The 21,874-nt window shown below is 73.0% G+C and carries 23 protein-coding genes and 1 pseudogene; 4 read left to right on the forward strand and 20 right to left on the reverse strand.

Going from position 1 to position 21,874, the window contains the following annotated elements:
- Positions 1 to 10 precede the first annotated feature (10 nt).
- The 12 genes from OG982_RS06140 to OG982_RS06195 form a co-directional block, all read right to left on the reverse strand.
- Complete coding sequence (locus tag OG982_RS06140) at positions 11 to 2,221, reverse strand: hypothetical protein (protein WP_266948061.1); 2,211 nt, start codon at positions 2,219 to 2,221, stop codon at positions 11 to 13.
- 6 nt (positions 2,222 to 2,227) lie between these two features.
- The gene (locus OG982_RS06145) at positions 2,228 to 2,599 is read right to left on the reverse strand and encodes a hypothetical protein (protein ID WP_266948062.1); all 372 of its coding nucleotides are present in this window, start codon (positions 2,597 to 2,599) and stop codon (positions 2,228 to 2,230) included.
- 8 nt (positions 2,600 to 2,607) lie between these two features.
- Positions 2,608 to 4,386 carry a hypothetical protein gene (locus tag OG982_RS06150; RefSeq protein WP_266948063.1) on the reverse strand — a complete coding sequence of 593 codons (1,779 nt, stop codon included), beginning with the start codon at positions 4,384 to 4,386 and terminating at the stop codon, positions 2,608 to 2,610.
- 146 nt (positions 4,387 to 4,532) lie between these two features.
- Positions 4,533 to 5,081, reverse strand: coding sequence for a hypothetical protein (locus OG982_RS06155; RefSeq protein WP_266948064.1), 549 nt, complete (start codon positions 5,079 to 5,081; stop codon positions 4,533 to 4,535).
- A gap of 161 nt (positions 5,082 to 5,242) precedes the next feature.
- On the reverse strand, positions 5,243 to 6,325 hold the full coding sequence (locus OG982_RS06160) for a hypothetical protein (RefSeq protein WP_266948065.1): 1,083 nt from the start codon (positions 6,323 to 6,325) through the stop codon (positions 5,243 to 5,245).
- 28 nt (positions 6,326 to 6,353) lie between these two features.
- On the reverse strand, positions 6,354 to 7,016 hold the full coding sequence (locus OG982_RS06165; RefSeq protein ID WP_266948066.1) for a hypothetical protein: 663 nt from the start codon (positions 7,014 to 7,016) through the stop codon (positions 6,354 to 6,356).
- Between the two features lie 16 nt (positions 7,017 to 7,032).
- A complete protein-coding gene (locus tag OG982_RS06170; protein WP_266948067.1) occupies positions 7,033 to 7,335 on the reverse strand; it encodes a hypothetical protein in 303 nt (100 codons plus the stop codon).
- Positions 7,332 to 8,042: a hypothetical protein gene (locus OG982_RS06175; protein ID WP_266948069.1), complete on the reverse strand. Its 711-nt coding sequence runs from the start codon at positions 8,040 to 8,042 to the stop codon at positions 7,332 to 7,334. The genes OG982_RS06170 and OG982_RS06175 overlap by 4 nt, the downstream gene beginning before the upstream one ends.
- A 129-nt stretch (positions 8,043 to 8,171) precedes the next feature.
- Entirely contained in the window at positions 8,172 to 8,444 is a 273-nt protein-coding gene (locus OG982_RS06180; RefSeq protein ID WP_266948071.1) for a hypothetical protein, read from the reverse strand.
- Entirely contained in the window at positions 8,441 to 8,668 is a 228-nt protein-coding gene (locus OG982_RS06185; protein ID WP_266948072.1) for a hypothetical protein, read from the reverse strand. The genes OG982_RS06180 and OG982_RS06185 overlap by 4 nt, the downstream gene beginning before the upstream one ends.
- A 133-nt stretch (positions 8,669 to 8,801) precedes the next feature.
- The gene (locus OG982_RS06190; protein ID WP_266948074.1) at positions 8,802 to 8,996 is read right to left on the reverse strand and encodes an exo-alpha-sialidase; all 195 of its coding nucleotides are present in this window, start codon (positions 8,994 to 8,996) and stop codon (positions 8,802 to 8,804) included.
- The gene (locus OG982_RS06195) at positions 8,993 to 9,499 is read right to left on the reverse strand and encodes a hypothetical protein (RefSeq protein ID WP_266948075.1); all 507 of its coding nucleotides are present in this window, start codon (positions 9,497 to 9,499) and stop codon (positions 8,993 to 8,995) included. Before OG982_RS06195 ends, OG982_RS06190 begins: the two co-directional genes overlap by 4 nt.
- A 531-nt stretch (positions 9,500 to 10,030) precedes the next feature.
- On the opposite strand from OG982_RS06195, the gene OG982_RS06200 reads away from it, so the two are divergent.
- Complete coding sequence (locus tag OG982_RS06200) at positions 10,031 to 10,801, forward strand: GntR family transcriptional regulator (RefSeq protein ID WP_266948076.1); 771 nt, start codon at positions 10,031 to 10,033, stop codon at positions 10,799 to 10,801.
- A 117-nt stretch (positions 10,802 to 10,918) separates the two neighbouring features.
- Here OG982_RS06200 and OG982_RS06205 read toward each other — a convergent pair whose 3' ends face one another.
- The 5 genes from OG982_RS06205 to OG982_RS06225 form a co-directional block, all read right to left on the reverse strand.
- Positions 10,919 to 11,410, reverse strand: a complete 492-nt coding sequence (locus OG982_RS06205) for a hypothetical protein (protein WP_266948077.1) — start codon at positions 11,408 to 11,410, stop codon at positions 10,919 to 10,921.
- Positions 11,407 to 12,183 carry a hypothetical protein gene (locus OG982_RS06210; RefSeq protein WP_266948078.1) on the reverse strand — a complete coding sequence of 259 codons (777 nt, stop codon included), beginning with the start codon at positions 12,181 to 12,183 and terminating at the stop codon, positions 11,407 to 11,409. Before OG982_RS06210 ends, OG982_RS06205 begins: the two co-directional genes overlap by 4 nt.
- Positions 12,184 to 12,354: 171 nt before the next feature.
- Positions 12,355 to 13,965 (reverse strand): hypothetical protein, encoded by a 1,611-nt coding sequence (locus OG982_RS06215; RefSeq protein WP_266948079.1) that lies wholly within the window; start codon positions 13,963 to 13,965, stop codon positions 12,355 to 12,357.
- Between the two features lie 273 nt (positions 13,966 to 14,238).
- Complete coding sequence (locus OG982_RS06220; protein ID WP_266948080.1) at positions 14,239 to 14,439, reverse strand: hypothetical protein; 201 nt, start codon at positions 14,437 to 14,439, stop codon at positions 14,239 to 14,241.
- Positions 14,436 to 14,636 carry a helix-turn-helix domain-containing protein gene (locus OG982_RS06225; protein WP_266948081.1) on the reverse strand — a complete coding sequence of 67 codons (201 nt, stop codon included), beginning with the start codon at positions 14,634 to 14,636 and terminating at the stop codon, positions 14,436 to 14,438. The genes OG982_RS06220 and OG982_RS06225 overlap by 4 nt, the downstream gene beginning before the upstream one ends.
- A 129-nt stretch (positions 14,637 to 14,765) precedes the next feature.
- On the opposite strand from OG982_RS06225, the gene OG982_RS06230 reads away from it, so the two are divergent.
- The gene (locus OG982_RS06230) at positions 14,766 to 15,275 is read left to right on the forward strand and encodes a hypothetical protein (RefSeq protein ID WP_266948082.1); all 510 of its coding nucleotides are present in this window, start codon (positions 14,766 to 14,768) and stop codon (positions 15,273 to 15,275) included.
- A 130-nt stretch (positions 15,276 to 15,405) separates the two neighbouring features.
- Here the strand turns inward: OG982_RS06230 and OG982_RS06235 are convergent, their stop codons facing one another.
- Positions 15,406 to 16,908, reverse strand: coding sequence for a recombinase family protein (locus OG982_RS06235; protein WP_266948083.1), 1,503 nt, complete (start codon positions 16,906 to 16,908; stop codon positions 15,406 to 15,408).
- An 18-nt stretch (positions 16,909 to 16,926) separates the two neighbouring features.
- On the opposite strand from OG982_RS06235, the pseudogene OG982_RS06240 reads away from it, so the two are divergent.
- A pseudogene (locus OG982_RS06240) lies at positions 16,927 to 17,112 on the forward strand (MBL fold metallo-hydrolase); the annotation flags it as partial.
- Between the two features lie 169 nt (positions 17,113 to 17,281).
- Positions 17,282 to 18,589 (forward strand): MFS transporter, encoded by a 1,308-nt coding sequence (locus tag OG982_RS06245; protein ID WP_266949861.1) that lies wholly within the window; start codon positions 17,282 to 17,284, stop codon positions 18,587 to 18,589.
- A 16-nt stretch (positions 18,590 to 18,605) separates the two neighbouring features.
- On the opposite strand, the gene OG982_RS06250 is transcribed toward OG982_RS06245, so the two are convergent.
- Together OG982_RS06250 and OG982_RS06255 are read right to left on the reverse strand one after the other, a co-directional pair.
- A complete protein-coding gene (locus OG982_RS06250; protein WP_266948085.1) occupies positions 18,606 to 19,592 on the reverse strand; it encodes a TerC family protein in 987 nt (328 codons plus the stop codon).
- Positions 19,593 to 19,888: 296 nt separating this feature from the next.
- Positions 19,889 to 21,856, reverse strand: coding sequence for a TerD family protein (locus OG982_RS06255; RefSeq protein ID WP_266948086.1), 1,968 nt, complete (start codon positions 21,854 to 21,856; stop codon positions 19,889 to 19,891).
- Between the last annotated feature and the right edge of the window lie 18 nt (positions 21,857 to 21,874).

A 21,874-nucleotide genomic window follows, 5' to 3' on the forward strand; every position in this document is an offset into this window, starting at 1 on the left:
CTGTTCCCCCCTACGAGTTCTTGCGGTAGACGCCGGGCTTGACGCGCTCGATGGCGCCGGCCTTCACGAGGACGGTCAGGACGTTCGACAGCGTCTTCTCGTTGATGCCGGTCAGGGTGCGGATGTCGTCCTTGGTGACCTCCAGCCCGAGCATGGTGTCCATGTAGGCCAGGACCGCGGCGTCTGCGCCCGCGTCGGCCTGTGCCTTGGTGAACCCGCCGCCGGCCGGAGGCGCGTAGTCCCCGCCCCAGCCCGAGCCGCCTCCGGACGGGCCGTCGCCGTCGCCGGGCATCAGGGACGTCTCGGCGACCGTGTGCCGCTCGTCCCACCCCGGCCAGTCCTTCGGCCAGGTGATGAGTCCGGGGCTGACGTAGGGGGCGGCGGACTCCAGGATCCAGCTGCGCATCATCTGGACGGGCTCGCCGGGCGAGCCGACGTAGCCGAGGCCGTACGTCCTCTTGGGGTCGTTCAGCGGGATGTCGTCCGACCACACGAGGGGTTCGTCCTCGGCGGACCAGGCGGCCGGGATGGCGCCGGGGTCGATGCCCTCGAAGCCGTCCACGGTGACCAGGTTCGACTGGGCGGAGTCGGTGCGGAGCATGACCATGGCGCCGCCCTGGATCACGTTGGTCCGCAGGGCCGTGGACCCGCCGAGCTTGTCGGCGTTGACGGCCTGGTTCACGATCAGCAGCGTCATCCCGAGGTTCCGGCCGAGCGCGGCGATCTTGTCCAGGATGAACACCGCCTCCTTGCCCTCCTCGGTGGACGAGTCGGTGATCATGTGGGTCTCGTCCACGATGACCATGACCCACGGGCAGTCCGGGGTGGCTTTGAAGTTCTTCCGGCCGAGGCGCGCGGACTCCGCTACGCGGTACTGGAGCAGGGCGTACGCGACGCGCAACGCCTTGATGGAGCCGGGGCCGGTCGCCGAGTACGCGGCCATGTCCGCAACGTCGGGGTTGCTGGATCCCTTCGGGTCGGCGTAGATGATCGCCGTCCCCGCCAAGTGAGCGGCGAGCGCGATGATCTGGACGACGCCGCCCTTGCCGGACCCGGTGACCCCGGCAATGAACACGTGCTGTGCGCCGAGCTTGGGGTCGAAGAGCTGGAGGCGGGCGACCCGCCCGGAGATGCCGCGGCCGATAGCGATGTATCCGCCAGGCGAGGGCTCCAGGGCCTGCGGGCCGGGGAAGGGCACCCCGTCCTCCAGCGGGTTCCGGTCCATGATGCGGATCTTGCCCCGGCGCGGGTCGGACGCGTGAGGCTGGTAGTCGACCAGGGTCATGCTGCTGCGGAGGGCGCCGACCAGCTGCTTGCGGTCGGGGACGGGGAGGGAGGGCGTGTCATCGTCGGCGACGACCCACGCGACCCACCCGCCGGTCGCCGGGTCGACCTGGGCGTCCTTGAGGTGGGTACCCGGCATCACCTTGGGCCGGACCAGCCGGGCCCACATGCCCTCCATGGTGGTCGGGTCGACTTCCGCCGGCGGGGTCCGGCGGACGGTCACGTACTGCTCACCGGGGTGGGCGCCGGGGGCGAAGGTGACGCACGCGGAGGGGACCCGGTACGCGGAGCCGACGGACTCGGCGGACACGTTGACGGCCTTGCCCTGGGGGGCCTCGATGATGCCCTCCCACAGGTCGCCGGCGTCGGTCACGCCCACGAGGTGCTGCCCGGGGTGCGCACCGTCCTCGCCCGAGATGTGGTCGGCCCAGATCCGGTAAAGGCCGCCCGGGCCGGGGAGGTTGCCCGGGGCCGCGCCCGGCTCGGGGGCGGGGACGCGGACCTTACGGGCGGCGAGGGCGGGGCGCAGCTTGTAGGTGAGGCCGCCCCACACCGACCACCAGGCGGCGGAGACGATGCCGGACACGGTGGCCGGGTCGAGGAACCCGACCATGAGCGCGTCGGCGTACGCGGGGCCGAGGAATGCCCCGGGCACGACGGCCATGGACGTGAGGAGGCTGGACCCGAGCAGGGTCGCGCGCTGGGCCGTCAGGACGTCGGGGATGCCGGTGGAGTTGACGATGCCGACGGGGAGGCGGCCTACGTAGTGCGCGGCGAACGCCGCCGACCCGCACACCGTGGCGGCGGCGGTGAGGGCGGCGAGGCCGGGTTCCAGGAGCGGGGCGAGGGCTCCGAGGGCGGGCGGTGCGATCACCGAGACCAGCGCGGGGACCTGGTCGGCGATGGCGGGGCGGCGGGTCACGGTGATCTCAGACATGAGTGGTTACTCCTCGGTGTAGAAGACGGCGCGGGCCATACGGACGGGCATGGCGTTGACCTGCTCGTCAATGCCTTCGTGGGACTGCTGGGCCTGGGCGTCGGCGGCGCGGGCCGCGCCGTGCACGGTGTCGGACGCGGACGCGGTGGCGATGGCGGCCGTGGACAGGCCGCGCATGATCCGCGCCACGTCCTTCGCCTCGCCCGTGGTGAGCGTGTCCACTTCGAGGTTGGCGAGGCTGTCGGCGACCCGGGCGACGTCCGTCGCGTTCTCGTCGGCCCGCCGGCCGATCTGCCGGATCCGCTCGCCGTCGGCGGCCACCGATCGGGCCAGTTGCTGAACCCGGGCGCGCAGCTCGCGGTACGTGGTCTCTGACACGGGGTCTCCTAGCGTGCGTAAAAGGCGCGTTCGGCGGGGCTGGTCTCCGGGCTGTCCACGACGGCCCGGTACACGCCGCCGTGCCGGGCCTCCGCGTTGTGGCTGAGGGTGCGCAGCGCCTCGATCCCGCGCTGCGCGCTGACGTGCATCTGCTCTGCCTCGCGGGCCTGCACTGAGGTGGCCTCGTGGAGCTTCTGGAGCGAGGCGATCAGGAGCTTTCCGCCCTTGATCTTCGGGTCCTGGCACCGCTCGATGAGCTCCTGGATCTCCTTGACCCGGTCGGCTGACACGGTCTTGGCCTCCTGGCACTCGTCGGCGATCTGGTGGGACTCGCGCTGCTTGCCGCCCAGGTACCGGGTGAAGCCGCGGAGGCTGCGGACCTCGCCGCGGGTGAGGGTCTTGCCGTTGGAGAGCTGCACAGTGTCGCCGGACACCCTCGCCCCCAGCGGCACGACCGCCGCCGGCGGCCCGGGCGGCACGGGGGGCGTGGCCGGGCGGGGCGGGGCAGTCGACTGGGGCGGGACGGGGGGCTTGGGGGACACGGGCGGGACTCCTCGGGTGCGGTCGCGGGTGGCGTCCATCTGCGCTTTGTCGCGGGCGGCCTTGTCGCGGATGGCCTGCTGGCCGTCCTCGTAGCCGTCCCGCCACGCGGCCTTGTCCGCCTCGTCGGCGGCCTGCTGCGCCCCCGCCTTGAACCCCTCCTCGCGGGCGGGCTGCGCGGTGTACGGGCCTTTGCGGGGCTTGGCCTTGCCCTCCTTCTCCTTCGGGGACTGACCGGCGGGGGCCGGGCCGGTCGGTCCGGCCGGCCCGGGCGCGGGCTGGCCCTCCGGCTTCGTGGTGGCAGGGTCCGGCTTCGCCGCCGTGGGCTTGTCGCCGGCCTTCGCCGGGTCGGGCGCCTTCGACGGCTGAGGCGCGGCGGACGGCTTGCCCTCCGGCTGCTTCGCGGCGGTGTCGTCCGTCTTGCGGCTGGTCTTGTCGTCGCGGCCCGTACGGTCCTGCCGGTCGGTGGCCGTCTTGTCCGCCGAGCTGCGGGTGTCGTGGTCCTTGCGGTCCGATGCCGCCTTGGCGTCCCGGCTGTTCTTGTCGGCGGCGCTGCGGGTGTCGGACGTCTTGGCGTCCCTCGTGTCGGCGGTCTTCGCGTCCCGGCTGCTCTTGTCCGCCGAGCTGCGGGTGTCGTGGTCCTTGCGGTCGGATGCCGCCTTGACGTCGCGGCTGTTCTTGTCGGCCGCGCTGCGGGTGTCGGACGTCTTGGCGTCCTTCATGTCGGCGGTCTTCGCGTCCCGGCTGCTCTTGTCCGCCGAGCTGCGCATGTCCGACGTCTTGGCGTCGCGGGAGTCAGCCGTCTTGGCGTCCCTCGTGTCGGCGGTCTTGGCGGACTTGTCGCTCTTGCTGGCGTGAGCGGTGGTCGCCGTCCGGTTCGACTTGGTGTCGGAGGTGGCGCCGCGCTTCTCCGCCACCTGGTGATTGATCTTGCGATCGGTGGACGAGCCTCGGATCTCACTGATCGTGTGCTGCACCTTGATCTGCTGCTGCGGGCGGTTCGCGATGTAGGCGGCGAGGCCCTTCCACATGCCGGGGTTGGACCGGTTCTTTTCAGCCTTGCCGGGCTTGCCGTCCGGGCCTCCGCCCTCCTCCTGGGAGGCGTAGGCGGCGGACCCGCCGGAGGCGTCCCGGGTGGGGCGCGCGAGCGTAACCGGAGTGAGTAGCCCGCCCCCGGCCGGGGCGGGCACGGGGGGCGTTGCGGGCGCCGCGGCCGGGGCGCCCACGGTGGGCGGCTGGCTGGGCACCGGAGGCACTGCGGGGGGAGTCGTCAACGAACAATCCTCACTGTGTGTGACTTCCCTCCTTCCTTCCTTCCCGACGAAAGGGCCTGCTCGCGGACTCATGGGAACCGGGAACAGGCCCTTCGGTGGGAGGGAAGGAAGGAAGGAAACTACTCGGCGTTACCGGCCTTGTTGCTCTTGCGGACCATGAAGACGACCCCGGCGACCGCGAGACCGGCCACGATCAGGCCGCCGCTGACACCGATCCCGCCGCCCTGGCTGCTGTCCGAAGCGGAACCCACGTTCACCGTGCCGAGGGTGCGGGCGGGCGGTGCGCCGGCGGACGCCGGGAACGCCTGCGCGCAGACATCCGAGTTCATGCCGGCTTTCTCGATGCATGCCTGAAAACCAGCCATGCGCCGCTCCTCCGCCTGCGCGTCCGGGGCGCTGGCCTTGGCCCGCTCCACCTCCAGCTGCTGGGCCTGGAGGGCGATCTCCTGGGCCCGCACATCGGCCTCCCCGGAGGCGGCGTTGAACGCGGCGATGCCCACGGCGCTGCTGCCGACGATGACCAGCCCGGCGATGGCGATCACCGCTTTGGCCTGTCCGCTCATGGGGGCCTTGACGGGCGGCCCGTAGGGGGTGGGGGCGGGCTGCTCCCACCCGACACCCGAGGTCAGGTTGGCGAACCTCTGGTCGATGTACTCACGCTCGTTCACGGGGGGCTCTCCTCAGGTGCTGCGCTGGAGGGGTCGTGCTGGTGGTCACGCAACCGGACCCGGCGAGGCCGGGGCCGGCAGGGCGAGCGCCAGAACGCGGTACGGTCAACGCCAGGCCCGCCCCCTCGTTTCCGTCGAGGGGGCGGGCCGTCGCTGTCGGGTCAGCCGGTGATGCCGGCCCGGATGTTCTTCGCGGTCGACGCGCTGACCGCGCCGAGGCCGGCGGCGGCGATGGCGTCGGCGAACTCGGGGCCGCTGGGCTGGCGGCCGAGTCGCTCGGTCTCGGCGTGGAGGACAGGCGCCGCCAGCTCCACCCATTCCGTCATCGGGCGCCGGGTCTTGGCGGCCGTGCTGGCGGGCTTCCTGGCGGCCCTCTTGGCGGGCTGCTGGCGGGCGCTGCTGGCGGCTTCCTGGCGGCCCGTGCTGGCGGGTGCTGGGGCCGCCTCCTGGCGGGTCGTGCTGGCGGTCAGGACCGCCCCGAACCCGAAGGCGGAACCGGCCGCCGGGACCGTCGGGGCGATCGGGTATTCGGTCTCCGTGGAGTCGACCGCCCACTCCGTCACGGGGTCCTCCTGGCGGGCCGTGTTGGCGGCTTCCTGGCGGTCGTCATGGCGGGTGTCCGGGGCCGCCAGGACGGGCGCGCTGGCGGCCGCCGGTTCCAGCTCCAGCGGGCGCCTGAGGTCTAGCTCCGCCTGCTTGTTCAGGCGGGCCAACTGGACGTCGAAGATGACTTCCGTCCGGACGATCGCCACCTTGCCCTGCGCCTGGATTCGGGCGATCTCGGCGGCGGTCTCCCGGTCGATCTCGGCGGCCGTCTTGCGGGCGATGTACTCCGACTCGCGGATGACGTCGTTGATCTCCGCCTCCTGGTCGGGCGCCAGCGCGGCCGGGTCCCGGCGCAGCCGGATGTCCCCGATCCACGACAGCTTGGCGACGATCGGCGGGAGCGCTCCGGCCACCGCGGCCGCCGGGTTGATCGTCCACCCGTGGTAGCCGAGGAGGCCGCACGCGGCGGCGAGGGTGATCCACCCGGCGACCTGGACCGCCCGCCCGCCGATGCCTTTCGCGTCGAGGTACTGCACGACGCCCCACAGGCCGTCGACGCTGACCGCGGCGAGGAGGCCCCACGCGCCGGCCTCCATCAGGTCCGTGATGCTGTAGCCGGTCCAGGCCAGGGACACCGCCGTGAAGAACGCGGCGACGTAGGTCAGGGGGTTCATGGGGTACCCGTTGATCTCTTTCACTTGCTCTCCTCCTGGTGGTGCGGGTGGGTCAGCGGCTGGCGGTGATCGCCGGGCAGCCGAGGCAGATCGCGCCGCGGTCGAAGTCGGCGAGGGGGCGGCGGGTGGAGCAGGCGGCGCAGACCTGAGTGCCGGCCGGGGCGGCCTCCTCGCGGACCGGCGCGGCGGCGTCCTCGTCGGCCTGGCCGTCGTCGAGGCCGAGGACCAGGGCGACGACGTCGAGCGGGCGGGGCAGGTGGGCCTCCTCGCCGGCCTCCGCCCGCTCCTGCCGCACCCGGCCGATCAGGTCCCGCAGGACCCCGTACGCGAGCGCGCCGCGCAGGGCGTTCCCGTTGACGGGGCCGGCGGCGTGTTCGCGGAGGCGGATCAGGTCGGCGCGGACGTCGGCGAGGCCGGGCTCCATCCCTTGCCGCGCGGCGTCCCTCGCGGCGTCCCGCTCGGCGCGGGCGTCGTCCCGCTCCCGGGTGATCTGCTTCACGAGGGCCTGCATGCCGGTGTCGGCCGCGATGACGTCGGCGCGGGCCTGCCCCAACTGCGTCAGCAGGCTCTGCCCGGTGGCCCGGTCCTTCGCGAGGTCGGTCAGCGCCCGGTCCCGGGCGGCGGTGACGGTGTCGACCTCGGCGAGGGCCTCCGTCAGGGCGGCGCGGTCGGCGAGCAGGGCGGCGTATGTGCTGGCGGTGACGATGCGGATCACGGGGTGTCTCCTCGGGTCAGGTGGTGAACAGGGCGAGCTGGTCGGAGGTGAGGGCGGCCGCGGCGGCCTCCTCGCGGATGCGGCGCCCGGCTCGGTCCGCGTCGGCGGCGTGCGGGGCGCAGACGGCCGTCAGGGCGTCCGTCGGGAGGTGGACGGCGTCGACCAGGCGCACGGCCGGGTCCGCCGGGGTCAGGACGGTCGCCAGCTCCCAGCACTCCGGGGCGGCGCGGCAGAGGCGGCCGTCCCGGCGGGTGACCGCCCGGAACACGGGGTTTGCGTGCGCCGGGGCGGTCGAGGCCGGGTGCGGGGTAGCGGTCACCGGGGGTCCGGGGCGCCGGCCTGCCAGCGGTCGAACCCCTCGACCTGGGAGTGGACCCACGCCAGGGGGCCGCGGCCGATGACGCCCTCCGCCCAGTCGAGGGCGGCCGTGATGTCGGCGTTGGAGTCGGCCGGGTCGAAGGTGTCGTGCGTGTCGTAGTGGTCGCCCTCCAGCTCCCACCCCCACACGTCGATGTCGATGTGGCAGGCCGTCAGGGTCCAGCGCACGGGCGCCTCCTCCGGGGTCGTGGCGTTGCCGGGGCCGTTCAGGCCGGGGCGCAGGAACAGGCGGCCGTTCGGGCCGCCCGGGGTGGTGCTGACGGCGGCGGTGCGCCGCTGTTGGGGGATGGACACCGGCCGCCCGCCCGGACCCGTCAGCGGGCCGGTGAGGGGCGGGGGTGAGGGGACCGACCCGGAGGTCGGGGCCGGGGCCTTCGCTGCGTCCCGGGCGTCCTGGCGGCGGCCGAGCCGTTCGCTCGCCCATGTGCCGGTCAGGCCGGCCGCGGTCATCAGCGCGGCCGCGCCGTCGAGGTGGCGGCCGGTGGCCAGGCAGCCGACGGCGATGACGGCCGCGACGGCCGGAGGCACCGGGGAGGTCAGGGCGGCGGTGAGGCCGTTCTCCACGCGGGCGGTGGCGGTGCGGAGCGCGGCCCGCACGGGGTGCTGCTGCGCCTCGCCGGTCGGGGCCGGCGTGTTGGTCGGATCCATGCGTCGTATCCCGTTCTCGAGAACGCTCCGCCGCGCGGGGCGGGGCGGGTGACTGGTGGTCGGGACGCAGCAGGGCCGCCGCCCCCGGGGAGGGGCGGCGGCCGGTACTGCGGTGCGTGCTCGGGAGGGTCAGGGGCGGAGCAGGGCGCGGAGGCGCCGGAGGTCGACCGCGAAGGCGTCAACGCGGTCCAGGAGCGCGTCTACGCCGGGGCCGTCCAACTCGGCGTCCAGGCCGGCGGACCAGACCGAGACGACCGCCGGGGAACCGGGGGTGCCGAGGTCGCGGAACCACTCGGCCGTCAGCCCGCCCGCCTCGGCGACGGGGAGCCAGGCCGGGGCGGGGAGGAACGCGGCCAGGAGGCCGGAGGAGGTGCCGGTGCCGTACACCGTGGCGGCCGTCACCGGCCGGACCGGATCCGGCGCAGCATCTCGTCCGCCGACGGGTCGGCGGGGTAGGCGACGGCGGCGGGCCGGGGCCGGGACGGGGTGGTGACGGTGAAGGCCGGCCGGTTGCAGCGGCACGCCCAGTACTCACACAGCGGGCACACGTCGTTGGGAAGGACGGCCGCCGCGGCCGGGGCGGGGGTGGTGAGGGGACGGGCGAGGGTGTTGGTACGGTCGCTCATGCTGGTGCGTTCCTCTCGTCAGGTGATCTCTGCTGAGGGGGCGTGCTGCGTGCGAAGGACGGCCCGTCCGGGCTTACGGCGTTGGTAGCGCCGCCGGACGGGCCGTCCTGTTGTGCGGTGGGGCTCTGGAGGGTCAGGGGGCCGGGCAGTGCAGCGGGCACCGGCACGGCGGGTACTGAGAGGTGATCTCGGGGACCACGTCGCGGTCGGGGTCGACCGTGACCGGCGGCCCGTACGTACGGCCGCCGTCCCTGCTGATCCGAATGGTGAGGACGGGCCGCTGCTCCTGGCCGTCGTTCCCGCCGAGGGCGGGCCGGGCGGCCGTCACGCCGCCACGTCCACGTCAGCGCCGGTGACGGCCGCAACCGGGAGGTCGACGGGGGCCGGGACCGTCACCGGGGCGATGTCCGTCACGCGGAGGCTCGCCGCGACCTCCTTCATGGGCACCTCGCCGAGCCCGTGCCGCTTGTACGTGGCGCGGATCGCGTCGAGGTCCGGAGTCTGACGGGTTGACACGACCCGCTCGATCAGCCAGCGGCCGCCGTACAGGCCGGCGGGGAGTCGGGAGATCAGCTTCTTCGCGGCCCTCTTGTTCCGCTCCGCGGCGCGGGCCTGGTCGGCCGCCTTCGCGTAGGCGGCGGCGGAGGCGCTGATCTCCTCCTCGGTGGGGACCTCGTCGGCGTTGAACACGTCGGCCGGGTCCGGGGCGAGGAGGTCACGGTCATCGGTGCCGCCGGTGAGGGCGGTCACGGTGCCGGACACGACACCGGTGACGGTGCCGGTGACTGCGGCGGTGGCGATGCGGGCGAGCTGGAGAGCGGTACGGAACATTCGGGCCTCCGTGCTGTGCGGTTGCTCTGTGCCTGGTGCGTGCGAAGGCCCCGGGCCGTTGGTAGCGGCGTCCGGGGCCTGGTGGCCGAGGGGCCGACGACCGGCACCCCCGCGTCATGTCGGGGGTGCCGGAGGTCGACGGCTCGGAGCCGTCAGCAAAGGTTGAGATGCGATGTTCGCCTCACCACCCGAGGGCGGTGGGGCCGGCTTGTCGCCGGTGCCGTTTCTCGTGCACGCCGTCCCCCCTACTGGCTGGCTGGGGCTGCACGCATATCCAGTTCTCAAGTACCGCCGGGCGCTCTCTTTCGGCGTGATCCGTGCGTGGTCCTCCGCGCGGTGCCGTCCGGGCCGTGACGTGCAGTCAAGTCGCCTTGGGAGCGGCTTGACTGATGGACCGTCAATGACCAAGGTAGGGGCTCCAACACGGAGAGTCAAGTCTCTTGCTAACTGTCTTGAGTCTCGTCAAGATGGAAGCTGCACCGGCTTGACGCTCCGGTAGCCTGGGAGTCAGTCGACGGAAGGACACACGCCATGAGTGAGAGTCAGCGGCCGACCACGAACGGGATCGCGGCCGCGATCCGGGAAGGGATCAGCGCCGGCCGCTACCCGTACGGGAGCAGGCTGCCGAGCGTGAAGGACGGGGCGGCCGAGTGGGGTTGCTCGCAGCAGACCGTTGCGTCGGCGTACTCGCAGCTCCAGGGGCTCGGCCTGGTCCGCATCGACCGAGGTAACGGCACGATCGTGACGGCCGGCCGTCAGGCTGACGCCCACCTGGGCACCTACTCGCCTCCGCACCTCGCCGAGGCGGTGCCGTGGAAGGCGACCGGCGGCGGCGTCGAGACCTCGGAGACCACCCTGGTTCGTCAGCTGACGGCCACGAAGGTGATGACCGCGTGGGGCATCCCGGACGGGGAGGACGTGATCGAGCGGACGCGGATCCGTCGGCTCGACGGCGTGCCGGTGCAGCACAAGCTGACGGTGATCCCGTACGCGCTGGCGTCGCGCATGCCGGAGGGTCACCAGGGCACGCCGCCGATGATGACTCCGGTCGGCGCGCCGGACATCACGCCCCCGGAGGGGGTCCGCGTCGCGGACTGGCTCGGGTGGGAGGTGATCGGTACGCAGTGCGCGATCACGGCGGAGCCGATGGACGCGGCCGCCGCCGAGGCCCTCGGCGTCCCGGAGGGCACGCCCGGGTTCCGGGTGGTCGCCATCGCGAGGGACTCTGAGAACCGCGTCGTGTCCGCGACGGTGACGACCGCTCCCCTGCACCACCGGATCACGCTCGACATCATCGGGTGACCCCCGCGCCAGCGGCCCGACAGATGGCCCCTGCCTCACCGCGTCGGCCCCGGGCAGCACAGCGCCCCCCGTCCCAGGCCAGGGACGGGGGGCGCTGTCGTGCGTCCGCTCCGGTAGTCACCACTCCTGATAGGGCGGCAGGTTCTGCACCGCCCGGGCCTCGACGTCCCGCAGGGCGTCCGTGATGTCCTCGCCCCGGGCGAACCGCCCCACCAGGGCCGCCACCCCCGCCAACGGGTTGTAGAGCAGCACCTCCACCGCATCGGCGGCGGGCAGCGGGTCCGGGAAGGAGCACAGGTTCACCGTGGACAGGGGCCGGCCTCCCATCGCGGCCCGCACCTCCCCGGCCGCCACGGCGAGGAAGCCGTTCCCCTCGTACGAGACCCGCCGCATCAGGTCCACGGAGGGGATCCCGGAGTCGGGGCGCGGCCCGGCCGCGCCCTGGTGGAGCGGGAACGAGTACCGGTACTGGAGGATCCCGGCGGCGGCCGCGAGCTCGGCGGCCCGGCCTCCTTCCGCGGCGTGGACGGCGGCGAGGGACTGGACTGCCCACAGCACGTCTGCGCTGTCCATGTCCCGGTACTGGGCCCGCATGTCAGGAGTCGTCATCGCTGCGCCCCCGGCTGATGGCCGGTGAGGGCCGTCAGGGCCGCCGTCCTGTACGCGGTGACGTGCCCGCACGGCCACGGGTCCCACCGGTGGGACGCCGGGGCCGGGGACACCTCCGCCCTGTACTCGCCGCCGCCCGTGACGCGCCCCTCCGCCGCGGCCTGGTGCTCCGGGCATGCGTAGATCACACCGTGGAGCGTCCCGAGGCGGCCGGGCCCGGGCGTCGTCGCTTCCACGTGCAGTGAGGCGCCCGCCGTGCACTCCCATCCGGTGTGTCCGTCGCTGGAGGCGGTGCCGGGGTTCGCCCGGAGTTCCTCGGCGTACCGCGCAGCCTCGGGCCGCACGACCGGCGCGGGGACGGAGGCCGGCCCCGGCCGCGCCGTGCCGGTGCACTTCGCCGCCCCGTGGCAGTCCAGCGCGCAGTTGTCGCCCTCCTCCTCGGCGTCCAGGGCGGGGCGTACGGTCGCGCGGAGGCACCCGCGCACCAACCCGTCCACCCCTCCCTTCCACCCGGCGTACAGGTGCTGGACGCCGTCCGCGTCGGTACGGGTGTCCACCTCGGCGGCGAGGTGTGCCGCCCACCCGCGCACGGCCTCCTGCTGCTCGGCGGCGCTGTAACTCAGGCTGTCCGCCTCGCCGGTCACGGCCCCGCTGGTGGCGAGCGTCCAGACCAGCGGCGGGAGGTCGAGGCGGCGGCCGGCGGCGAGGAGGTCGCCGAGGAATGCGTACGCGCGGGCCTGCCAGCGGTGCAGGTCGGCGGTGGGTGTGGTCACGTGCTGCTCCTTCGTTGTGCGGCCGTGTGCGGGCCGCGTAGGGGTGGGTGGGTGTTCGGGGGGCCGGGTGGACCCGGTAGGGCCGCGTACGGCCCGTGTGCGGCCGCGTTCGGGCAGTGACGGCCGGAGGGTGCCCGGCACCCCGTGGTCGAGGTGCCGGGCGAGGTGGGGCTAGAACGGGGCGTCGACCAGGACGGCGGCGGCCCTGCGCTCCATCTCCGCGTCGATCCGGCACCGGAGGCACAGGCCGAGGACGGTCCCGGGCTGCGCCCGGCCGTCGCACGGTTCACCCCTGCGGCCGGGGCACTTGCCGTCATCGGTCGGCGGCGCGGTGACTCCGGCGGCGGCCCATGCCGCCGCGCAGGTGTCGCACATCTCGCCCTCGTCCGGGGCGCGGCGGCCGCAACCGGTAGCGCAGTCCGGCAGCTCGGCGCAGTCCTCGCACAGGTCGAACCCGGGGATGGGCTCACGGGAGCACACGGTGCACTCGTAGTGCACGCGGTGGTTCTTGGCTTCCTCGACGGTGCGGCCGGCCACGGCGGTGCTGGAGTGGTCGACGGGGCTGTACTCCTCCGCCCGGGCCTGTGCCGGGACGGGGCCCCACGTGGCCGTGGGCGACGGCGGCGGGTTCTTCGCGGCCTCCTTGAGACGGGCGGAGACGATCGCGCCGACGGTGCGGGTCAGCGGTTCCGGGAGCGGCCGCCCCACGATGACCTGACGGAGGGTCGACTCCTTCCAGCCGATGGCGAGCATGCCGGTCACCATCCGGCCCTGATCGGTAAAGGTCTTGCCGGTCAGGAGGAACTCCGGGTGCCATGCGCCGATCTCCCGGAGCAGCCGCTCCCCGGGGGTGTCCGACGCCGGCGGGCTGTCAGCGGCCGGACCTCCGCCCGGGGTGGCCTCCGCTGCTGCTGCGCTGTTGTCCGGCGCGGCGTCAGCCGCCGCCGGTCCCCGGAGGCCGGCCTGCGGCTGCTCGGGCACCTGCTCCTCCTCGACCTCGCCGCCTCCGTCCGTCCGTCCATCCGTGTCGTTCGCGCGCACGCCACTACCTACAGATACGGACGGACGGACGGGGGGCTCGTTCTCGGATGGTGACTGAGAGGGTCCCTCGGAAGGTGACTCAGAAGGTTGTGGGACTTCAAGTCCCCGGGGTGGGGACTTCAAGTCCCCGGGGGTAGGGACTTCAAGTCCGGGGGGTGGGGATTTGAAGTCTCTGGGGGTGGGGATTTGAAGTCCCTGGGGGTGGGGACTTGAAGTCCCCGGGGTGGCGCCCTCGGTGTCCGTTTCGCCCTGGGGACTCGAAGTTCCTGGGGCGGCGGCCGGTGCGGTGCTCGCGGCCTTCCTCGGGCGCTTTGAGCCCTTGTCCACCCGGGCCTTCTTCGGCGGCGCGGGCGCCAGCGGAGGCCTGTTCTCCGGCGTGATCGGCGGCCGGCCGAGGTTCGCCCGCTGCTCGTTGATGCTCTTCAACTGTTCCGCGCTCCACCACTCAGCGGGGATCATCACCTCCCAGATGACGGGCCGCATCTCCTCGTGGATCCTCAGCCACACCGCCGACTGGTGCGAGGTCTGGCGGCGCAGGATGCCGCGCGACTCCATCGCGCGGCACTTGACCCCGGCCGTCTTCTTGTCGATCCGGGCGGCGTTGCCGAGGGTGGTGTACGACCGGAAGCAGTTCATTCCGTCGAAGTCGCCTTTGACGACGAGGGCCACCAGGACAGCGCGCTCCTCGGCGTCGGCGATGGGGGCGTGGTCGATGGCCCACAGGACCGGGTACAGGCTCATCGGGCACCCCCGGCAGCCAGGAGGCCAGCGTGCGCGGCTGCGGGACGGGGAGCGGGCAGGGACGGCATCATGGCCTCCGTGGTGAGGCCGCCCGGCGTGCTCGCGGCACAGTGCCGGGCGGTGTGCGTACCGGCGGCCCAGAACCAGCCCGGGTAGTTGGCGCGGGCTGCGGGGCCCGCTAGGGTGTGGCGCATTGCAGGCGCTCCTGAGGAGTGCTGAGAGAGGCCCGGCGACTGTGAGAGGGAGCCGGGCCTTTCGCATGTCTGGGGACGGTTAGGCGGCATCCGTGCTCGTCTCGGTGAGCCGGTCCGCGGCCTCCGCCATGACCTTCGCCACGGCCGGCCGGAAGATGGCGCGCAGTTCGGCGATCTCCGCGCCGGTGAGCGGGGCCCGCGACTCGACGAACTCGTCCAGAAACGCGTCGATGTTCTGTCCGGGGGACGGCCTGCACCGTCCGCGCGCGTCGACGATCACTTCTTGTGCTCCAGCACGTAGGGCGCCAGCTCGCGCTCCAGCGCCTCAAGACCGATGGCCTTAGCCAGCCGGTACAGCGCGGGGAGGCTCACGTGCTCCTGACCGCGCTCGAAGCGCGAGAGCGCTCCGGTGTCGACGCCAGCCATCGCGGCGGCGTCCTTGAGCATGAGTCCGCGTGCGAGTCGTGCCTCACGCATCGGCGTCATGGTTCCCTCCCGGGTGCATCGTCATCGCTGAACGATCCTTAAAGTTCCATGGTGGAACTTGAGTGATCCGCAACGTACACATCGGTTGAGCGTTCCGCAAGTGATCAATAGGGTTCCCTCATGGAACACGAGGCATCTCCCCCAGATGGACCAGTCGCGACCGTCGCTCGCCGCGTCCGCGAGGTGCGCAAGCGCCGCGACCTCACCGCCGAGCAGCTCGCGCAGCGGCTCCAGGCCGTCGGATTGCCCTGGGAGCGGGGGACCGTGGTCAAGCTCGAAGCTGGCTACCGGCAGAACGTCGGCGTCGCCGAGGTGTTCGCCCTCGCGGTCGCACTCGACATGAGCCCGCTGCACCTACTGGTCCCGCTCGATGACCGGCCGTGCCAGGTCACACCGAACCGAGTCGAGTCCGCGAACACCGTTCGCGCGTGGGTCCGCGGTGAGGAGCCGCTGCCTGGCATGGACGCCCACGCCTACGGAACTGAGGTCTCGGTTCAGGACATGCGTCGGCAGGTCCTTGGGCGCCGCGGCCACCTCGCAGAGCGCAGCGAGGACGAGCAGAGCGCCGCCAATGAGGCATTCGCCGCGCAGCTCGAAGAGATGGCCCGCCGGATGCGCGGGCAGTTCTGACCACCCCGCCGCCTATATCGCCGCCGGTGCGGGCAGGCCCCACGCGCCCTCTGCGGCCCCGACAACGCCGAAGCGGCCCCGGGGATACCCCCGGAGCCGCTTCCGCCCGCGTGTCACACCCTGTCGGCCGTCACGACCACTCCAGGTCGATGGTGGTCTCATCGAACCCCGGACCGCGCCGCGCGACCGGTTGCACCGTCAGGCGCAGCCCGAGGCCGTCCAGGACCCGCCGCTTCTGAGGCACCAGGAGTGCCTTCCACGCCTCCTCGGATCCAGGCCCCACAAGCCCTTTGAACGCGTCGAGGTCGAAGGCCGGCCGCAACCTGCGCGCCTCGTTCTGCGCGTCCGTGATCTGCTTCGCCAGCTTCGCCGTGATCCGTCGTAGCTGCTCGCGGGTAATGATCCCGTCCGCGTAGTCGTCCGCCGCCGCCTCCTGCCGGGCCTTCAACCCCTCCGCCCGTTCCAGGGCCGCCAAAGCCGCCGAGTCGTCACCGCGGAACACGTCAGCCGCCGCAGGCTTCGACAGCAGCTTCACCACCACCGTGCCGACGTACCTGTCGAGGGCTTCCTCATTCCGGCCGACGCATCCGCTCGCGTCGCAGACGTACGTCGACTGCTTCCGGCCGCGCGTCGCGTTCCCCTTCAGGGCGACCCGGAGGACCGACCCGCACGGCCCGCACGTCGCGACCTCGCCCCACGTCAGCAGGTGTTTCCGCGCCCCTGGCAGCTCACGCACGACGGCCCGCTCCGCGAACAGGTTCCGGAGCTGCGCGTACTGCTCGTCCGTGATGAGCGCCGGCCATGCCGCTTTGTACTCCACGCCCTGGTGGACGCGGAGCCCCACGTTCGCCGGGCGCAGCGCGAGCTTCTTGACGCTGGTCTTGTTCCACAGCGACCCGTCAGCGTTCTGTCCGACCGCCCGCCGCTTGAGTCGCATCCCCGCACCGGGCGCCGGCACCCCGCGCTCGTTCAGGTCGGCCGTGATGCTGATGAGGCTGGCTCCGGACAGCAGGCGGGTGACGATGTCGCGGACGACGGCGGCCTGTTCGGGGTCCTCGACGTCATGGAACCCGTCGACCTGGCCGCGGGCGTCGTACTCGTACTGGCGCCTCCACCCGTACGCCACGGGCCCGTTCGCCCGGCCCTCCTGTGCGCGCTCCAGGGCTGCGCGGGCGACGCGTTCCGACTTCACCTCGGACTCGGCGGTGTCGGACTCGCCGAGGTTGGCGAGCTGCGACCGGTCCGACGCCTTCGCCATGTTGAACAGGCCGCCCGACTCGAACGCCACCCAGCACTTCGCGTGCCTCAGGTCCTCGATGGCCTGCGCCCGCTCGACACGGCGCCGCCAGACGCGGGACGGGTGGTATCCGACCACGATGACGCGCACCCCCGGCTCTTGAGCGGCCTCGATGGCGTCGGCCATCAGCCGGTCGTACTCGGGGCGCTCCTCCCCCGAGTGGGCGGAGACGTCGTTCTCGATGTACTCCCCGCCGACCTCCCAATCGTTCTCCTCGGAGAACGTGCGCAGGTCGCTCATCTGCCGGTTGACGCCCCGTCGCCGGTCGCGCGGGTCCTCGGAGATCCGGGCGTACAGGAAGGCGACGGTACGGCGCGGCAGCGTCTTAGTGTTCACGGGACAGGACCCTAGGGCTTCCCGGGCGGCGTCGGCAACACCTGGGGCGACCCCAAGGCCTTCGAGCGGCTGATCGACGACGTCGAGCAGAAGCTCTTCGAGCGGCTTCCCGACGAGACCTGGGTCTACCCGGGCCACGGCGACGACACCACGCTCGGCGCCGAGCGGCCGCATCTGGCCGAGTGGCGCGAACGCGGCTGGTAGGTCCCGGCGGTTCCCGGTCAACCCATCGGTCAACGCCCTGAAGGGATGAACTCCTTCCGGTCGAGCCTGACCGAACGCACGTCCTGGGGGTGCGGGGCGGGGTAATTGCTGCACCATGCAACAAGACCCCTCCCTGCCCTCCCCGTCCTCCCCGTCCCGCTCCCCCTCGATGCTGCGGCTCGCCTCGGCCTCCCTCGCCGGCACCGCCATCGAGTTCTACGACTTCTTCGTCTACGGCACGGCCGCCGCCCTGGTGCTCGGCCCGCTGTTCTTCCCGTCCTTCTCCCCGCTCGCCGGCACCCTCGCCGCCTTCGCGACCTTCGGCGTCGGCTTCCTCGCCCGCCCCCTCGGCTCGGCCGTCTTCGGCCACATCGGCGACCGCTACGGACGGCGCCCGGTGCTGCTGGGCTCCCTGCTGCTCACCGGCCTGGCCACCGTCGCGGTGGGCTGCGTGCCCTCGTACGCCTCGATCGGGGTGGCCGCGCCCCTCCTGCTGCTCCTGCTCCGCTTCCTGCAGGGGCTCGGCCTCGGCGGCGAATGGGGCGGCGCGGTGCTGCTGACCGCCGAGCACGCCCCCGAGGGCCGGCGCGGGCTGTGGTCCAGCTTCCCGCAGGCCGGCCCGGCGGTGGGCTTCCTGCTGGCCAACGGGCTGATGCTGGGCCTGTCCGCGTCCCTGACCGACGCGCAGTTCACCGCCTGGGGCTGGCGGGTGCCGTTCTGGGCCGCCGGACTGCTGGCCCTGGCCGGGCTGTGGCTGCGGCGATCGGTCGAGGAGACCCCCGAGTTCCGGGCGCTCGCCGAGACCGGCCGGCGCGCCGAGGCACCCCTGGCCGAGGTGGTACGGGGCCACTGGCGGCTGCTCCTGCTGACCGGCGGGGCCCTCGCCGTCGGATACGCCGTCTTCTACGCGGTCACCACCTGGTCCCTCGCCTACGCGACCGAGCACCTGCGGGTGGAGCGCACCGTGATGCTCGCCTGCGTCATGGCGGCCGTCGCCCTAAAGGGCCTGGCGACCCCGCTGATGGCGCTGCTCGGCGACCGCTACGGGCGGCGGCCGGTGTCCCTGGCGGGGTGCACGGCCTGCGCCCTGTGGATGTTCCCCTTCGTGGCGCTGCTGCGCACGGCGGACCCGCTGCTGATGACGCTGGGCTGCGTCGGGGCGCTGCTGGGCATGGTGGCGATGTTCGCGGTGGTGGGCGCGTACCTCCCGGAGCTGTACGCCCCTCGGATCCGCTGTACGGGCGCGGCCGTCGGCTACAACCTCGGCGGGGTGCTGGGCGGGGCGCTGACCCCGATCGTGGCGACGGCGCTGGCGGACGGCTCGGGTCCGCCGTGGGGCGTCGCGGTGTACCTGACCGGCGTGGCCCTGGTCAGCCTGGTGTGCTTCGCGCTGCTGCCGGAGACGAACCCGGTGCTGGTACGGGCGAAGGCGCCGGGCACGGAAACGGGGGCGGCCGAAGCGGCCGCCCCCGCGTAGTCCCCGAGGGACCGCGTTACGCGTCGATGCTCTCCTGGCGGGCGGCCTCCGCCTCGGCGGCTGCCTGCTTCTTCGAGGCGATCAGGCTGGTGATGGTGGTGATCACCAGGACACCGCAGATGACACCCAGCGAGACCGGGATGGAGATCTGCGGGACGTGCACCCCGGACTCGTGCAGGGCGTGCAGCACCAGCTTGATCCCGATGAAGCCGAGGATGACGGACAGGCCGTAGCTGAGGTGGACCAGCTTCTTGAGCAGGCCGCCGATGAGGAAGTACAGCTGGCGCAGACCCATCAGGGCGAAGGCGTTGGCGGTGAAGACGATGTACGGGTCCTGGGTGAGGCCGAAGATCGCGGGGATCGAGTCCAGGGCGAACAGCACGTCGGTGGTGCCGATGGCCAGCATCACGATCATCAGCGGGGTCAGGATCCGCTTGCCGTTGTTCCGGATGAAGAGCTTGGTGCCGTGGTACTGGTCGGCGACGCCGAACTTCTTCTCGATCGACTTCAGCAGACGGTTCTCCTCGAACTCGTCTTCCTCTTCGTCCTGGCGCGCCTCCTGGATGAGCTTCCAGGCGGTGTAGATCAGGAACGCGCCGAAGATGTAGAAGACCCACGAGAAGTTGGTGATGATCGCGGCGCCGGCGGCGATGAAGATCGCGCGGAGCACCAGGGCGATCAGCACGCCCACGAGCAGCACGCGCTGCTGGAGCTGGGAGGGCACCGCGAACTTCGCCATGATCAGGACGAAGACGAACAGGTTGTCCACGCTCAGGGACTTCTCGGTGATGAAGCCGGCGAAGAACTCCTGGGAGGCCTGGCCGTGACCGAAGAACATCAGGCCGAGGCCGAAGAGCACGGCGAGGACGATCCAGACGACCGTCCAGATGCCGGCTTCCTTCACCGACACGTCATGGGGTTTGCGGCCGATGAAGAAATCGGCGCCGATCAGGATGCCCAGACCGAGAATGGTCAGCACCCAGAGGTACAACGAAACGTCCACTGTTTTCACGCCTCCGGCAGATGGCTCAGCACTTCGTCAGCGTCATCGCTGCCGGAGGTCTCTTCCACCCGTGCGGCCTGGAGACCGTGGGCCGACGCCCCGGGACCGACCGCGTTCGTACAGCCGCAGTGGTGGTCCGTATTGACGGGCACGCCGTAGCAGGAAAGCAGGAATACTCCCCTCCGCGGTCACCAGGGTACCGGCAAGGGAGTGAAAAGGTAAAGGGAACCCCAAGGACTGGTCAGCGGCAGGTCAGTGAACGGTCATCGACCGGCCAGGACCCGCCGCCGCCGTCATCAGGGGCGGGACCCGCGCCGGGCCGCCGCGATCCGGTCGAGTGCCTGGTCCAGGACCTGACTGCCCCGCGGCGGCAGATCCGGCTCGAAGGTCCAGTGGTGCCCGACCCAGGGGTCGGCGAGGTGGTTGTCCGGGACCGGCGACAGCCGCATGAGCGAGCGCCAGAGCGGATCCAGCAGCGGCCCGTACGCCGAGGCCTCGTCCCGGTCCGCGACCATCAGCAGGTGCACGCCGACCGCCGGGCCCTCGTCGGCCAGGTACCGCAGCCGGGTGACCGCGCGGTCGTCGAACCCGTGCGGGAAGTCGTGGACGATCAGCAGCTGCCCGGCCGTGTCCACGTCCGGCGGCAGGTCCTCCGGCGCCCCGGCCCGCAGCGCCATCTGTACGAGGTCCACCCGTCGGGTCAGCGCCTCCAGCGTCCGGGTCACTCCCTCGGCCCCGGCGGCGGGCGGCCCGGCCAGCACCCCGGAGCGCACCAGCGGGGCCAGCGAGGCCGCGCCGGCCCCGGCCGCGTCGATGACGTGGACGGAGAGCTTGTCGCAGGGGTGGACCGCGAGCAGCCGCACGGCGTGCGCGACGGCCATGTCCATGGCGGCCCGGCGCAGCCGGTCGGTGTCCATGGCCATGGCGGCCTCGGAACCGGTGCGGCCGTTGTCGATCCAGATCCCGCGCTCCAGCGGGAGCCGCATCAGCATCGGGATGCGCAGGCCGGGCCGCTCGGGCAGGTGCAGGTCGCCGAGGCGCAGGGCCAGCGGGTTCTCCTCGGGCAGCCCGGCGGAGCGGCCGCCGTGCCAGACGGGGTTGTCCCAGCGGGCGTACGGGGCCGGCAGCGCGGGCTCGACCACCTCGGTCTCCGCGACCAGCTGGGCGAGGTCCCGGTCGAGCACGGCCTGGGCCCGCTCGACCAGCTCGTCGCGGCGCCCGCGCGCGGCGTCCCGGGCGGCGTCGCCGGCCCCTCCGATGCGGTGCCGGGGGTCGGACAGGGCCTCGTCGAGCTCCCGGTCCATCCGGGAGTCGGCGAACTCGACGGCGCCGCGGTAGGCGGCGACCGTGCGGGCCAGGTCCTCGAACATGCCCCAGACCTGGTTGTAGAGCCGCTCCTCCATGGACCACCCCGCCGCGTCCCCGGCGACGGGGCGGGGCGGCTCGCCGGGCTGCGGCGGCTCGGCCCGCGGCGGCGCCGGCTCGGGCGGTTCGGTGCTGGTCCGGCGGCGGCGCGGGTGCGCGTAGCTGATGGTGGGCGGCCCGTCGGCGGAGTCCGCCGGCGCGGGGCCCGGCGTACCGGGGTAGGGGACCGCGGAGACGGGGATCGGCTCCGGCGCCTCGGGCGCGGGACCGGCGGGAACGGCCGGAGCGGCGGACGAAGGCGCGGCCTCCTGCGGGGCCCGCGGACCCCGCGTCACGGCGGGCGAGGGCTCGGCGGGCGCCGCGACTCCCACGACCTCCGCGGCCAGCGCGACGGCGGCGGGACCGGCCAGCCCGGCGTCGGCCAGCAGCGCGCCGAGCCCGTCGGCGTACCCCTGGCCCACGGCGCGGACCTTCCAGGCGCCCTGGCGCCGGTAGAGCTCCAGGGCCACGACGGCGCTCTCGGAGTCCAGCCCGGTCAGGGTGTACCCGGCGATCTCGGCGCCCCCGGGTTCGGCCACCGCCACGTAGGACGCGGGGACCGCGCCGAAGCGCACCGGGCCGCCGGCCGGCAGGACGAGCAGCAGCCCGACCCGGTGCACGGCCGGCCCGACGGCGTCGAGGTCGACGGTGAACCGGTGTGCGCCGGACACCGCCCCGGGGACCTCCAGTCCGGCGAGGGCGCGGGCACCGGGGTGGGCCACCGCCCCGGGGCCGGCCAGCCGGCCCTCGTCGTCGGCGGCGGAAGCCAGGGCCAGCACGGGCGTACCCGCCGAAACCCTGATCTCCACCCGGCTCTGGGACAGGGGGTGATTCTGCCCCCGGACCAGTTCGGCCGTCATCGTGCAGCCCTCCCCCGT

This window comes from Streptomyces sp. NBC_01551 (assembly GCF_026339935.1).
In the GTDB taxonomy this organism is placed as follows: Bacteria; Actinomycetota; Actinomycetes; order Streptomycetales; family Streptomycetaceae; genus Streptomyces.

Bases quoted from the DNA above. Each gene is read 5' to 3' on its own strand.
- OG982_RS06140 (WP_266948061.1), bottom strand. From the start codon at position 2,221: ATGTCTGAGATCACCGTGACCCGCCGCCCCGCCATCGCCGACCAGGTC.
- OG982_RS06175 (WP_266948069.1), bottom strand. From the start codon at position 8,042: ATGGATCCGACCAACACGCCGGCCCCGACCGGCGAGGCGCAGCAGCAC.
- OG982_RS06185 (WP_266948072.1), bottom strand. From the start codon at position 8,668: ATGAGCGACCGTACCAACACCCTCGCCCGTCCCCTCACCACCCCCGCC.
- OG982_RS06195 (WP_266948075.1), bottom strand. From the start codon at position 9,499: ATGTTCCGTACCGCTCTCCAGCTCGCCCGCATCGCCACCGCCGCAGTC.
- OG982_RS06200 (WP_266948076.1), top strand. From the start codon at position 10,031: ATGAGTGAGAGTCAGCGGCCGACCACGAACGGGATCGCGGCCGCGATC.
- OG982_RS06205 (WP_266948077.1), bottom strand. From the start codon at position 11,410: ATGACGACTCCTGACATGCGGGCCCAGTACCGGGACATGGACAGCGCA.
- OG982_RS06215 (WP_266948079.1), bottom strand. From the start codon at position 13,965: ATGAGCCTGTACCCGGTCCTGTGGGCCATCGACCACGCCCCCATCGCC.
- OG982_RS06225 (WP_266948081.1), bottom strand. From the start codon at position 14,636: ATGCGTGAGGCACGACTCGCACGCGGACTCATGCTCAAGGACGCCGCC.
- OG982_RS06230 (WP_266948082.1), top strand. From the start codon at position 14,766: ATGGAACACGAGGCATCTCCCCCAGATGGACCAGTCGCGACCGTCGCT.
- OG982_RS06245 (WP_266949861.1), top strand. From the start codon at position 17,282: ATGCTGCGGCTCGCCTCGGCCTCCCTCGCCGGCACCGCCATCGAGTTC.
- OG982_RS06255 (WP_266948086.1), bottom strand. From the start codon at position 21,856: ATGACGGCCGAACTGGTCCGGGGGCAGAATCACCCCCTGTCCCAGAGC.